This window comes from Achromobacter anxifer, assembly GCF_903652925.1.
Lineage (GTDB): Bacteria > Pseudomonadota > Gammaproteobacteria > Burkholderiales > Burkholderiaceae_B > Achromobacter > Achromobacter anxifer.
On record NZ_CAHLAR010000020.1, the window covers coordinates 1 to 12,545 of the forward strand.

The 12,545-nt window shown below is 67.1% G+C and carries 12 protein-coding genes; 4 read left to right on the top strand and 8 right to left on the bottom strand.

Going from position 1 to position 12,545, the window contains the following annotated elements; genetic code table 11:
- The 4 genes from HWY37_RS33240 to HWY37_RS33255 form a co-directional block, all read right to left on the bottom strand.
- The coding region (locus tag HWY37_RS33240; RefSeq protein ID WP_176090801.1) for a (2Fe-2S)-binding protein at window positions 1-545 on the bottom strand (545 nt) is incomplete at its 3' end.
- Between the two features lie 11 nt (window positions 546-556).
- Window positions 557-1,384 carry an FAD binding domain-containing protein gene (locus HWY37_RS33245; protein ID WP_175210629.1) on the bottom strand — a complete coding sequence of 276 codons (828 nt, stop codon included), beginning with the start codon at window positions 1,382-1,384 and terminating at the stop codon, window positions 557-559.
- Window positions 1,381-3,783, bottom strand: coding sequence for a xanthine dehydrogenase family protein molybdopterin-binding subunit (locus tag HWY37_RS33250; RefSeq protein ID WP_176090802.1), 2,403 nt, complete (start codon window positions 3,781-3,783; stop codon window positions 1,381-1,383). The genes HWY37_RS33245 and HWY37_RS33250 overlap by 4 nt, the downstream gene beginning before the upstream one ends.
- A 23-nt stretch (window positions 3,784-3,806) precedes the next feature.
- Window positions 3,807-4,910 (bottom strand): TRAP transporter substrate-binding protein, encoded by a 1,104-nt coding sequence (locus HWY37_RS33255; protein ID WP_175210627.1) that lies wholly within the window; start codon window positions 4,908-4,910, stop codon window positions 3,807-3,809.
- A 403-nt stretch (window positions 4,911-5,313) separates the two neighbouring features.
- On the opposite strand from HWY37_RS33255, the gene HWY37_RS33260 reads away from it, so the two are divergent.
- From HWY37_RS33260 to HWY37_RS33275, 4 genes are read left to right on the top strand one after another with little or no spacing between them, the layout of a single operon-like run.
- A complete protein-coding gene (locus HWY37_RS33260; protein WP_175210626.1) occupies window positions 5,314-5,628 on the top strand; it encodes a non-heme iron oxygenase ferredoxin subunit in 315 nt (104 codons plus the stop codon).
- Between the two features lie 2 nt (window positions 5,629-5,630).
- Window positions 5,631-6,929 carry an NAD(P)/FAD-dependent oxidoreductase gene (locus HWY37_RS33265; RefSeq protein ID WP_175210625.1) on the top strand — a complete coding sequence of 433 codons (1,299 nt, stop codon included), beginning with the start codon at window positions 5,631-5,633 and terminating at the stop codon, window positions 6,927-6,929.
- A gap of 36 nt (window positions 6,930-6,965) precedes the next feature.
- On the top strand, window positions 6,966-8,255 hold the full coding sequence (locus tag HWY37_RS33270) for an aromatic ring-hydroxylating dioxygenase subunit alpha (RefSeq protein ID WP_175210624.1): 1,290 nt from the start codon (window positions 6,966-6,968) through the stop codon (window positions 8,253-8,255).
- Between the two features lie 17 nt (window positions 8,256-8,272).
- Window positions 8,273-8,791 (top strand): aromatic-ring-hydroxylating dioxygenase subunit beta, encoded by a 519-nt coding sequence (locus HWY37_RS33275; protein WP_175210623.1) that lies wholly within the window; start codon window positions 8,273-8,275, stop codon window positions 8,789-8,791.
- Window positions 8,792-8,869: 78 nt separating this feature from the next.
- Here HWY37_RS33275 and HWY37_RS33280 read toward each other — a convergent pair whose 3' ends face one another.
- The 4 genes from HWY37_RS33280 to HWY37_RS33295 are packed head-to-tail and all read right to left on the bottom strand — an operon-like array spanning window position 8,870 to window position 12,415.
- Entirely contained in the window at window positions 8,870-9,490 is a 621-nt protein-coding gene (locus tag HWY37_RS33280) for an N-carbamoylsarcosine amidohydrolase (RefSeq protein ID WP_176090803.1), read from the bottom strand.
- 31 nt (window positions 9,491-9,521) lie between these two features.
- Window positions 9,522-10,577, bottom strand: a complete 1,056-nt coding sequence (locus tag HWY37_RS33285) for a 2,5-dihydroxypyridine 5,6-dioxygenase NicX family protein (protein ID WP_176090804.1) — start codon at window positions 10,575-10,577, stop codon at window positions 9,522-9,524.
- Window positions 10,578-10,607: 30 nt separating this feature from the next.
- The gene (locus HWY37_RS33290; protein ID WP_176090805.1) at window positions 10,608-11,432 is read right to left on the bottom strand and encodes an alpha/beta fold hydrolase; all 825 of its coding nucleotides are present in this window, start codon (window positions 11,430-11,432) and stop codon (window positions 10,608-10,610) included.
- Between the two features lie 20 nt (window positions 11,433-11,452).
- Window positions 11,453-12,415 carry an amidohydrolase family protein gene (locus HWY37_RS33295; RefSeq protein ID WP_176090806.1) on the bottom strand — a complete coding sequence of 321 codons (963 nt, stop codon included), beginning with the start codon at window positions 12,413-12,415 and terminating at the stop codon, window positions 11,453-11,455.
- Between the last annotated feature and the right edge of the window lie 130 nt (window positions 12,416-12,545).

Genomic DNA, 12,545 nt, shown 5'->3' on the forward strand with positions numbered 1-12,545 from the left:
ACCGGCTTGGCCGCGGCCGGCGCCGCGCCGCGGCCCTGCGCCTGGGCGGCGCGCAGCGCCTCCACCGCGGGGTCGGGCTGTTCCTTCAGCTCGGCCAGCACCGACATCACCGCGGCGACGATGCCCATGTAGCCGGTGCAGCGGCACAGGTTGCCGGACAGTTCGATCCGCACCCGGCCTTCGTCGGCGTCGGGCAGGCGCAGCACGATATCGCGCGAGGTCGCCAGCATGCCCGGGGTGCAATAGCCGCATTGCAGGGCGTGGTGGCGGGTGAAGGCGGCGCGCAGCCGCTGCATCACCGGATCGGCGTCATAGCCTTCGATGGTGGTCACCTGGCGGCCTTCGCAGGCCACCGCGAACGAAATACAGGAGCGCACCGGCGCGCCGTCGACCAGCACCGTGCAGGCGCCGCAGACGCCATGCTCGCAGCCTAGGTGGGTGCCGGTCAGCCGCGCCTGGTCGCGCAGGAAATCCCCCAGATGCATGCGTGCGGGCGCTTCGTGCGACACGCGCTTGCCATTTACTTCCAATGTCACCTGAACCATGGTTCTTCCTGTCAGCCCAGCGCCTGCGCCAGGCAGCGCGTCACCGCGGTCCCGTGCAGCTTGCGGTGGTGTTCATCCTTGTCCTGCATGACCCCGGCCAGCTCGGCGGCCAGCAGCGTCTCGTCCAGTCCGGCCAGCCCTTGCTGCGCGATGCGCGCGGCCAGCTGGGGCAACAGCCTGGGCGCTCCGTCTAACGCGCCGACCGCGATGCGGGCCGTCTTGGAAGACGGATCGAACCAGGCGGCGCAACTGGCCTCGGCGAACTCGCCGGTCTTGCGGCAGAACTTGTAATAGCCCCAGCGCGCCTGGGGTCCGGCTTCGGGTATGTGCACGGCGGCGATCAGTTCGTCCTCGCGCAGCCCGGTGGTGTAGGCGCCCTGCATATAGTCTTCCGCCGGCAGCATGCGCACACCGTCCGGCCCCGCGATCTCCAGCGTCGCGCCCAGGCCGACCACGGTCAGCACCCAGTCGGCCGCCGGATCGGCATGCGCCAGGCTGCCGCCCAGCGTGCCGCGGTTGCGGATGGCGCGATAGGCGATGCCGGGCGCCACCTGCTGCAGAGGCGTGCCGCGCAGCAGTTCATGCACGCCGTCCTCGATCTCGGCATGGGTCACCGCCGCGCCCACGCGCAGCTTGCCGTCCTGGCGCGAGACCGTGCGCAGTTCCGACAGGCCGGAAATGTCGATGACGACCGGCGGACGCGCCAGCCTCAGGTTCAGCATGGGGCCGAGGGACTGTCCGCCCGCCATCAGCTTGGCGCGGCCCTCGTGTCCGCGCAGCGCGCGCAAGGCGTCCTGCAGCGTGTCCGGACGGGTGTATTCGAATGCGGCGGCCTTCATGCCGTCACCTCCGCGGCGGCGGGAGCCGCCTGGCGGCTGCCCTGCGCAATGGCGGCCAGCACCCGCGTCGGCGACAAGGGCGTGCGCAATAGCTCGGCCGCGCCCAGCGGCCGCAGCGCGTCGTTGACCGCGTTGAACAGCACCGCCGGCGGCGCGATGGCGCCGCCCTCGCCCATGCCCTTGGCGCCGAACTCGGTATGCGGCGACGGCGTCTCGAAGTGATGCAGGCGCATATTGGGCACCTCGGTGGCGCCGGGCAGCATATAGTCCGCCAGGGTCGACGCCAGGGGCTGGCCGTTTTCGTCGTACGGCGTTTCCTCGTAGAAGGCGGTGCCTATGCCCTGGGCCACGCCGCCTATGGTCTGCCCCTCGACCACCATGGGATTGATCATGGTCCCGCAGTCCTCCACCACCACGTAATCCAGTATCTCCACGCCGCCGGTGCCCGGGTCCACCGCCACCACCGCCGCATGGGTGGCATAGGTGAAGCAGCCGGTGTCGACCTTGGGCTTGTAGCCCACGGTGACTTCCAGGCCGCTGGGGTCCACGTCGGGCGGCAATAGCTGCGGCCGCAGGTACCAGGCGTCGGCCACGTCCTTGACAGACACCGATTTGCCGCCCGCCTCCAGGCGGTCGCCGTTCCAGGCCACGCTGGCGGGATCGGCCTGCAGCAGGTGCGCGCCAATATGCGTCAGCCGCGGCAGCAGACGCTTGCAAGCCTGCGATACCGCGCCGCCGGACATCACTAGCGAACGCGAAGCATAGGTGCCGGTGGAGAACGGGGTCTGCCCGGTATCGCCATGCAGCAGCTTGATGCTGGCCACGTCCACTCCCAGGATTTCGTTGGCGATCTGGGCGAACGTGGTCTCCATGCCCTGCCCGTGCGAATGCACGCCGACCCGCAGCTCCAGCCCGCCGTCCGGCGTGACCCGCGCGGTGGCCTGGTCGAAGCCCGGAATCACGGGCGTGCCCCAGGCCGCGAACACCGAGGTGCCGTGCGCCGCCTGTTCCGTGTAGGTCGCCAGGCCCACGCCAATGAGGCGGCCGTCGGCCTCGCCCTGGCGCTGGCGTTCGCGTATGGCGTCCACGCCTATCATGTCCATGGCCTGTTGCAGGCTGGCCGGATAGTCGCCGCTGTCCAGGTGCTTGCCGGTGACGTTGACGTAGGGCATCTGCTCGCCCTGCACGAGGTTCTCCTGGCGGATCTCCCAGGGTTCGCGCCCGACTTCGCGGGCTATCGCGTCCATCGTCAGTTCGATGGCGAAGCACACGCCGGTGCGCGCCACGCCGCGGTACGGCACGAAGCCCGGCTTGTTGGTGGCCACCGCCCGCGTGACGCAGCGATAGCCCTTGAATGCGTACGGCCCCGGCAGGTTGCCGATGGCCTGGCCCGGTTCCAGGCCGATGGTGAAGGGCCAGACCGAATAGGCGCCGCCGTCGATGGTGATCTTGGCGTCCAGCGCCAGCAGCTTGCCGCGGCGGTCGGCGTAAGCCACCATTTCATAATGGTGCTCGCGCGAATTGGCGCCCGCGGTCAGGTGTTCGCGACGGTCCTCGATGAAGCGGAACGGCTTTTTGAAGGTCTTGGCCAGCCAGGCCACGCACAGCTCTTCCTGTTGCAGCACGCACTTGTAGCCGAAGGCGCCGCCCACGTCCGGCGACACCACCCGCACCCGGCCCTGCTCCAGCTCCAGGCACTGGGCCAGCACGCTGCGGATCATGTGCGGCACCTGCGTGGCGCTGACCACCACCAGCTGGTCGGCCTGGTGGTCCCAGTAGGCCAGCACGGCCTTGCCTTCCATCGGCACCATGCATTGCCGCGACAGGTCTATCTTGCGGCGCACGACCACGTCGGCCTGCGCCGCCAGCTCGTCGAACTGCTTGTCGACATTGAGGGTGACGAAGACGTTGTCGCGCCATTCCTCGTGCACGAAATCGCCCTGCGCGGCCTGGGCGCTGACCACGTCCGGATAGACCGGCAGGTCGTCGTAGTCGACCTCGATCAGTTCGGCGTAGTCCTCGGCCTCGGCCCGGGTCGGCGCGAACACCATGGCGACGGGTTCGCCCACGAAGCGCACCTTGCCCGAGGCCAGGGGCGGCTGGGCCGACACCTGGTAGCTGGGCAAGGTGGAATCCGCCACGATGTCGCGCGCGTCGGCCATGGCCTGACGCACAAACGCCTTGTCCGCGATCTGCTCGGCCACGCGCACCGAAGCGATGCGCGCATGCGCCAGCGGGCTGCGCAGGAAGGCCACCTCGCAAAGGCCGGGCATGGCCATGTCGGCCACGAAATTGCCCTTGCCGTGCAGATGGCGCGCGTCCTCCTTGCGCGGCACCCGCGCGCCCACTCCTTGCGGCTTGCCTGGCCGGCCGTGCGTATCGGCGTTTGCTGTCGTCATGACTCCCCTCTATCTCCTGCCTGTTATTTCGCCTGGGCCTTCGCCACCGCGGCGAAGGTGTAGTTGTCCAGCGGGCTTTCTGCGACCCGGAACCAGCCTGCCTGCTCCGCCTGGAATTTCTTCCAGTCGGGGAAGATGGCGGCGAAATCCGGGTTCTTGGCCGACAGTTCGGTCCACAGTTCCTGCGAAGCGTTATACGCCGCGTCCATCACTTCCTTGGGGAAGAAGCTGACCTTGGCGCCGCCGGCAATCAGCTTGCGCAGCGCCAGCGGGTTGCGCGCATCGTAGTTCGCCAGCATGCGCATGGTCTGCTCGCCCGCCGCCGCTTCGAACGCGGCCTGATAGGCCGGCGGCAAGGCCTCCCAGGCCTTGTCGTGCACCATGCTGGTGATGGACGCGCTGCCCTCGAACCAGCCCGGAGAGTAGTAGTACGGCGCGACCTTGTTGAAGCCCAGCTTCTCGTCATCGTAAGGGCCGATCCATTCGGCCGCGTCGATGGTGCCCTTCTCCAGCGCCGGATAGATGTCGCCCGGCGGGATCTGCTGCGGCACCGCGCCCAGCTTGGACAGCACCATGCCGCCGATGCCGCCGATGCGCATGTTCAGGCCCTTCAGGTCCGCGACCGACTTGATTTCCTTGCGGTACCAGCCGCCCATCTGCACGCCCACGTTGCCACAGACGTGGTTGACGATGTTGTACTTCTTATAGAGCGCGCGCAGCATCTTCATGCCGCCGCCGTAGTGGATCCAGGCGTTGTGCTGGCGGGCGCTCAGGCCGAAGGACAGGCCGGTGTCGAACGTCAGCGCGGTGTTCTTGCCGATGTAGGCCGTGCTCAGCACGTGATTGCATTCGACCGTGCCATTGCTGACCGCGTCCATGTTCTGCGCCGCGGGCACCAGTTCGCCGCCAGGAAAGGCGCGGATCTCGAACTTGCCGTCCGTCAATTGCGCCACGCGCTTGCAGAGTTCTTCAGCCGAACCGTAAATAGTGTCCAGGCTCTTGGGCCAGCTGGTGGACATGCGCCAGCGCACCGATGGCGCGGATTGCGCGACGGCAGGCATGCCGACAGTGGCGAGGCCCGCGCCGGCTGCGCCGGCGGCTTGTGCGAGGAAACGGCGTCGTTGCATTCATTGCTCCCGATCTGGTTCGATTGAGTCCCCTTGGACCCGCCTCAACTCATGCCAACGCCACTCGCGTACATCCGAAAAAAACGTTAGCACACTGAATTGTTGATCAGCATACTGACAGTAATTTTGAGTGTCAACAAGGTAAATCCCCACTGCCGGCACCCGCTAAACGCCTGGGTTTACACCGATTCCGGCGATATTTTCGGGGCAGCTCGCGCGCAGTTTGCGGGTACTCCTTTCATATAGCGGACACCCGCCGCCGCAGGTCCGACGGGGCGTGCATAATAAGCGCGCGCCGCCGGCCGCCAACCCTCCCGATGTCGGGGAAATCCCTAGCTCCTGACTTGTTTTTTTAGGCAGTACACTGACGACAATTACTCAGCATACTGACTAGCGAGTTGATATGAACTGGATCCGCATTGCCTCCACCGACCAGCTGACCGACGACGACGAGGTGATTCCCGTCGCGGCCGGCGAAAAGCAGCTTGCGCTGTATCGCAGCGAAGGCGAGTTCTTTGCCTCCGACAACGTCTGTACGCACGCCTATGCGCTGCTGTCCGACGGCTATCTGGAAGACGGCTGCATCGAATGCCCGCTGCACCAGGCGAAGTTCGACATCCGCACCGGCCAGGCCATGTGCGCGCCCGCCACCAGCGGTATCCGCGTCTATCCGGTCAAGGTCGAAGGCGAAGACATCTACGCCAACCTGCAAGGCTGACCATGGCCGACGCAGACCCGATCCTCATCATCGGCGCTGGCCAGACCGGCGCGGTCGCGGCGGCCACGCTGCGCGACCTGGGCCACGCGGGCCCCATCACGCTGATCGGCCAGGAAGCGCACGCGCCCTACGAGCGGCCGCCGCTGTCCAAGGCCGTGCTGCAGACGGCCGATGCCCATGGCCAGACGGCGGTGCACGCCGGCGACTTCTATGAACAGCAGCGCATCACGCTGCTGACCGGCACCGAAGCGGTGGCGATCAACGCCGCGGACCGCACGGTCCGGCTGGCCGACGGCCGCGCCCTGTCCTACAGCCGCTGCCTGCTCGCCACCGGCGGCCGCGCGCGCGAATTGCCCAGCCTGCCGCGCGGCACGCCGGGCGTGCACTACATCAGGACGCTGGACGACGCCGCCGCGCTGCGCGCCGGCCTCACCGCGCAAGCCCGCGTCGCCGTCATCGGCGGCGGCTTCCTGGGCCTGGAGGTGGCGTCGACCGCCCGCGCCCTGGGTGCCCAAGTCACCGTGCTGGAAAGCGCTCCGCGCCTGCTGGAACGCGTGCTGCCCCCTGCCCTGTCGGACTGGCTGGCCGAACGCGCCCGCCGTGCCGGCGTGGACCTGCGCCTGGGCGCGCGCATCGTCCGCAGCGACTGGCAGCCTCATGCCGATGCCTCGGTCACGCAGCAGGCGCGCTTCGCCATCGAACTGCAGGACGCGGCCGCGATAGCGGCCGACGTCGTGGTGGTGGCCATCGGCCTGGTGCCGGACGTGGCCCTGGCGGCGCAGGCCGGCCTGGCGCTGGATCCCGCCAACGGCGGCATCGTGGTGGACGAAGCCTGCCGCAGCAGCGATCCCTATATATATGCGGCCGGCGATTGCGCCAGCCAGCACCGGCGTCACCTGAACATGGTGCTGCGGCTGGAATCCTGGCAGAACGCCAATGAACAGGCGCGCGCCGCGGCGGCCGGCATGCTGGGCCAGCCGGCCCCCGCCGAACCCTATCCCTGGTTCTGGACGGATCAATATGGCTGCAACGTGCAAATGCTGGGCCTGCCGCAGCCGGACCTGGTCTACGCCTGCCGCGGCGTGCCGCAGGTGCAGGTGGAAGCGCCCAAGTTCATCTGGCTGGGCCACCGCGACGGCGTGCCGGTGCACGCCATTGCCATCAATGCCGGCGGCGACCTGCGCCAGCTGCGCGTGCTGTTCGAACAGGGCATACCCATCGATACGCAACGCTACGCCGACGAAAGCGTGGCGCTCAAGCCGCTGGTGAAGGCCAGCCAGCAAAACGCCGCCGCGTCCTGAATCCGATTACCGCCCCCGCTTAGACAGGAGCTTTTCATGTATCAATCGCAAACCGTCATCGGCCTTACGATGGCGTCCAAGGACACCGCGCTGGCCGACTGTGTCTGGCCCGAAGACGCGCTGCACTACATTCCCGACTGGGTCTACACCAGCCGCGCCGTCTACGACCAGGAAGTGGAAAGGATCTTCCATGGCAAGACCTGGAACTACGTGGCGCTGGAAGCGGAGCTGCCGAATCCGGGCGACTACAAGCGGTCCTATGTGGGGCCGACGCCGGTGGTGGTGTCGCGCGCCGAGGACGGCTCCGTCAATGTCTTCGAGAACCGCTGCGCCCACCGCGGCGCCGAGTTCTGCCGCAACAGCCAGGGCAACGCCAAGGAATTCGTCTGCCCCTACCACCAGTGGTCGTATGACCTGAAGGGCAATCTGCAGGGCATCCCCTTCAAGCGCGGCGTGAACCGCGAGGGCGGCATGCCCAAGGACTTCAAGAACGAAGAGCATGGCCTGCGCAAGCTGAACGTCACCACGCGCAACGGCGTCATCTTCGCGTCCTACAGCAACGAGGTCGAGCCCATCGACGAATACCTGACGCCCGAGATCCTGGCCGATTTCGACACCGTCTTCCCCGGCAAGAAGCTCAAGATCCACGGCTACTACCGCAACGAGCTGCCGTGCAACTGGAAGATGTACCACGAGAACCTGAAGGATCCGTACCACGCGACCCTGCTGCATTCGTTCCTGGTGGTGTTCGGCCTGCTGGTGGCCGGCAACAAGTCGGCCATGCTGGTCGACCCGGTGCACGGCCGCCACGGCACCATGGCCTCGGCCAAGAGCGAGGACAAGTACGCCAACGTCAGCGAAGAGAACAAGAAGGAGATGCGCTCCTTCCACGACGGCCTGCACCTGCAGGACGACCGCTTCCTGGAATTCGTCAAGGAATTCGATTCGCCCTGGTCGGTCACGATGCAGACGGTGTGGCCCAACCTGATCGTGCAGCGCGAGATGAACACGCTGGGCGTGCGCCAGATCGTGCCCAACGGGCCCGACAGCATGATCATGCAATGGACCATGTTCGGCTACGAGGACGACACGCCCGAAATGGAACGCCACCGCCTGCGCCAGGGCAACCTGATGGGGCCGGCGGGATTCCTCGGCCTGGAGGACAACGAAGCCATGAAGTTCGTGCAGGAAGGCGTGCGCCGCGCCAGCACCGACGTCAACGTGCTGAAGCTGGAATCCGGCAAGCAAGGCACGTCCAACACGCTGATCTCGGAAGCCGCGATCCGCTCCATGTACAGCTATTACCGCAGCGTGATGGGCTTCTGAGGCAGGAACCTAGAAATATGAGAACCCGATTCGAATTTTCCCCCCGCAAGATCGACCCCGCGCGCGCCATCGCGCTGCGGCAGGAGATCGAGGAATTCCACGCCGAGTACTGCGCGACCCTGGACGCGGGCCAGGTCGAGGCCTGGCCGGACTTCTTCACCGAGGACGGCCTGTACCGCGTCACCGCGCGCGAGAACGCCGACCTGGGCCTGCCCGTGGGGCTGGTCTATTCCGAAGGCCGCGCCATGATGCATGACCGCGCCGTGGCCATCTCGCGCACCCAGATGTTCGCGCCGCGCTACATGCTGCACCTGGTCAGCAACACCCGCGTGATCAGCGAATCCGCCAGCGGCGAGATCGAGGCCCAGGCCGCGTTCATGCTGATGCAGACGCTGGTGGAAGGCCCCACCACCCTGCACCTGGCCGGCAACTACTACGACCGCTACATCCGGCAGGATGGCGTGCTCAAGCTGAAGGAGCGCCAGGTGGTATATGACACCACCATCCTGGCCAACGACCTGGTGTATCCGGTCTAGCAAGCAGGACTCCAGCGAAAGAAGGGGTTGCGCCTCGCGGCGCAACCCCTTTTTTGCATGCCGGCGCCCTGTTTGGGCTCAGCCCTGCGTGGCGCGCACCGCCTCGTCGCGCGTGAGCACGGTGGCGTACTTCTGCTGCATGTCGAACAGGTTGGCGTCGTGCGGGCCGATGGCACGGTCGCCCACGCAGTCCGACACCACCAGCGGACGGAAGCCGTACTGCATGGCATCCACCACACTGGCCCGCACGCAGCCGCTGGTGACCGCGCCCGCGACCAGCAGCGTCTGCACCCCGCGCTGCGACAGCCAGGCCGCCAGGCTGGTGCCGAAGAACGCCGAGGGCACCGTCTTGCGCACCACCAGTTCCCCGGCGGCCGGAGCCAGCTGAGGCACGATGGCGCTGTTGTGGTCCGCCTCCTTCAGGGTCAGCATCCCCGGCACCTTCAGCGTGAAGATGTTGTGGTCGGCATCGTCGTCGGCGAACACGATGCGGCTGTGCGCCACCGGCCACCCCTGTTTGCGCGCATGCGCCAGCAGGCCCGCCGTCTGCTCGATGGCCTGGGGAATGTTGCCTCCGCCGAACACCGCCGGGTCGGCGAAGCCGTTGACCAGGTCCACGATCAGCAGGCCATAAGGCGGCTTGGGCGCCATCGCCGCGCCGAAGCCCTGGCGCGCGTAGGCCGAGATGTCGTCATTCATATAGTGAACTCCTTGATCGATGATGGCCTGCCTAGGCCTGGGTCTGGCCAGCGGCGCCGTCCAGCACCTTGCCCTGGCGCACCACGTCCTCCCCGTCCAGCCGCACGGTGCAGGCGCGCAAGGGGATGTCGATATGGCAGGTAGTGGTGCGATTGCCGCCGGCTTCGTTGTTGGGTCCCAGCGAGAACAGGAAGTTGCCCTCGTAGGCCCGCGCGTCCATGCCTATGGTGGCTTCGCGGTCGTACAGGCCCAGCGTGGTCCAGTGCGCGCGCGGTTGCAGCCCCCAGCCTATGTGCGAGATGGCATAGGCTTCGGGGTCCTGGAACGACGCCACGTATTCGCGCAGCAGTTCGGCGTCCACGCCGCCATCGATGCGCGTGGCATAGCCGTTTTCCACCGTCAGCTCGATCGCCGAGCGCACGTAGAGCTTCTGCGGCAGCAGGATGTCGCCCACGTCGATCACGATCTTGCCGTTGGCGCCGCCCTCGTTCGGCCAGGTCAGCACGAAGCCGCTGGGCCAATGGTCCCAACGGCCGGGCTCGTCGACGAAGCCGTACTCGCTGATGGCCGGGAATACGCCCAGCGGGCAGCGCAGGTCCGTGCCGGCTTCCGATACCACGCTCATTTCGCGCGCCGCGCCGATGCGCGCGGCAGCCGCCTTGACCCGGGCGCGGTCCGCTTCGGTCGGTACCAGCCGCGCCAGCACTTCCGGCGGCTCCACGGCCAGCAGGATCTTGGTCCCCGTGGCCAGGATCTCGTGCTGCTCGGGCGAGAACAGCAGCGTCATCAGGTCCAGCACCAGATCGCTTTCCTTCAGGGCCGCGATCGCGGCCTTGTTTCCGGTCAGCGGGGTGGTGCCCAGGTAGGCCAGCGAATCCCGGCTCAGGGCCCGTTCGCCGTTGATGGGCGGCAGGTCCAGGCGGTTCACGACCGCGCCCATCGCCTGCGTCGCTATCAGCGCCGTGGCCAATGTCTGCGGATGGGTCGCCGCGCTGGTCAGCACCGTGACGGTCTGCCCGGGCTCCAGCTTGGACAGGGTCAGCACCTGCTGCCAGGCCTTCACCATTTCGTAGTCGCTTATAGGCATGATGCCCTCCTTGCTTGACGGTCGCGCGCTTCAGCCGCGCGCCAGCGGCGCGCCCAGGAAATCGCCGAAAGCCGCATAGAAGCCTTCCTCGTTGTCCCACGGAATCATGTGGCCGGCGGCGGGCACCCGGTGATGCAGGGCACCGGGCGCCAGGCGCTGGATCTCCGCCACGTCCGCATCCAGCACCACGTCTCCCCTTTCGGCCGTGATCAGCAGGACCGGCACATTCAGCCGCGGCAGGTCGGCATGGATGTCGTCGCTCTGGAACGCCTCAAAGCTCTGGATGATGGCGCGCTCGTCGCAGGTGTGCAGCCATTCGGCGCGCAGCTGGCGCTGCGTCTCTGTCCAGGTCGGGCAGAAGGCGCGCATGGCTTCGGCGTCCATGCCCAGGCGCGCCTGCGCCATGGAATCGACGTACCACGGTAGTTTGGCGGGATACGGCCTGCGGCCGGGGCCGGACACTGGCGGGTCCACCAGCACAAGGCGACCGAGGCCCGCAGGCTGGCCGCGTCCGGCGCGCACGCCGATGCGCCCGCCCATGGAATGGCCGACCACGCTATAACGCGCCAGGCCCAGCGCCTGGGCGAAGGCCAGCACGTCGGCGGCTTGCGCGTCCAGGCTGTAGTCCAGGTCCGCGCCGGCTTCCGACAGGCCGCGGCCGCGCACATCGAGGATATAGGTATCGAAGGACTCGCCGAAGCGCTCGCCCACGAAGCCCCAGGTGATCGCGGGGCTGGTGATGCCCGGGACAATGATCACCGGATCGCGGCCCGCCCCGCGCTCGCCACCGTAGCGCAGATAGTGCTGGCGGATGCCGTTGGCATGGACGTTGCCGCCGTACAGGAAATTGCTCATGTCGGTCTCCGTGGCCGGGATCAGAGTTTGAACAGGCGCCGCGCGTTGCCGTTGCAGATCAGTTCGCGGGTCGCGTCGTCCATCGGCGTCTGCTCGATGAACTCCACGGCCAGCGCAGTCGACTCGTAGGGATAGTCGATCGAGAACATCACCGCCTCGCGGCCCATTTCGGCAATGGCGGCCATCAGCGTCGGAGGCGAACAGACGCCCGAGGTGGTGATGACGATGTTGCTGCCCAGGTATTCGGAAGGCGTGCGCTCCAGCTTGATGCCGTGCGAGTAGACGGCGAAGCGGCTGTCGAAGCGCCAGCGCAGGAACGGCAGGCCCTCGCCCATGTGCCCCAGGATCAGCTTGACGGCGGGGAAGCGGTCGAACACGCCGCCGAATATCAGTCGCAGCGCGTGCGTGGCGGTCTCGACACCCCAACCCCAGCATGCGCCCACCAGTTCCGGATGGCCCGAATAGGCCTGCGGAACGACATAGGGGTCCGACGGGTGCAGGTAGACCGGCACGTCCAGTTCCTGCACCTTTGCCCAGAAGGGATCGTAAGCGCGGCCGTCGTAGTACACGCCGTTGGTGTGGCCGTTGATCAGCGCGCCCTTGAAGCCCAGCTGCTTGACGCAGCGTTCCAGCTCGGCGGCGGCGACCAGCGGATCGTGCATGGGCACGGTGGCGAAGGCGCCGTAGCGCGTCGGGTGCCGCGCCACCTGCTCGACCAGGAAGTCATTGTTTTCCTTGGCGCGGCGCAGCGCCACGGCGGCGTCGGCTTCGGCCTGCACGCCCGGCCCGGTCTGCGACAGGATGACGTAGTCGATGCCGCCGCGGTCCATTTCGCCCAGCCGGACCTCGTCGAAATCCACCAGGCGCGCGGCCAGGTCGGCCAGCACGGCGGGATCGATGTGCTGCGCGAAGCTCTTCGAATAGTCCTTGAATCCGACCGCGGTGTAGTGCTCCTCAAACGCGATCTTGCGTACTTTGCTCATTCCCCTACTCCCAGTTTGATGGCCCGGACCCTGTCCAGCCACGGCGTGCCAGCGCCATTTATCAGTACACTGACTATTAAATCGGAACAACCGGAATCGCGTGCAGCCGCATTCCCATTGGGAACAGCCC

Bases quoted from the DNA above. Each gene is read 5' to 3' on its own strand.
- HWY37_RS33275 (WP_175210623.1), top strand. From the start codon at position 8,273: ATGAGAACCCGATTCGAATTTTCCCCCCGCAAGATCGACCCCGCGCGC.
- HWY37_RS33260 (WP_175210626.1), top strand. From the start codon at position 5,314: ATGAACTGGATCCGCATTGCCTCCACCGACCAGCTGACCGACGACGAC.
- HWY37_RS33245 (WP_175210629.1), bottom strand. From the start codon at position 1,384: ATGAAGGCCGCCGCATTCGAATACACCCGTCCGGACACGCTGCAGGAC.
- HWY37_RS33290 (WP_176090805.1), bottom strand. From the start codon at position 11,432: ATGAGCAATTTCCTGTACGGCGGCAACGTCCATGCCAACGGCATCCGC.
- HWY37_RS33285 (WP_176090804.1), bottom strand. From the start codon at position 10,577: ATGCCTATAAGCGACTACGAAATGGTGAAGGCCTGGCAGCAGGTGCTG.
- HWY37_RS33295 (WP_176090806.1), bottom strand. From the start codon at position 12,415: ATGAGCAAAGTACGCAAGATCGCGTTTGAGGAGCACTACACCGCGGTC.
- HWY37_RS33265 (WP_175210625.1), top strand. From the start codon at position 5,631: ATGGCCGACGCAGACCCGATCCTCATCATCGGCGCTGGCCAGACCGGC.
- HWY37_RS33270 (WP_175210624.1), top strand. From the start codon at position 6,966: ATGTATCAATCGCAAACCGTCATCGGCCTTACGATGGCGTCCAAGGAC.
- HWY37_RS33255 (WP_175210627.1), bottom strand. From the start codon at position 4,910: ATGCAACGACGCCGTTTCCTCGCACAAGCCGCCGGCGCAGCCGGCGCG.
- HWY37_RS33250 (WP_176090802.1), bottom strand. From the start codon at position 3,783: ATGACGACAGCAAACGCCGATACGCACGGCCGGCCAGGCAAGCCGCAA.
- HWY37_RS33280 (WP_176090803.1), bottom strand. From the start codon at position 9,490: ATGAATGACGACATCTCGGCCTACGCGCGCCAGGGCTTCGGCGCGGCG.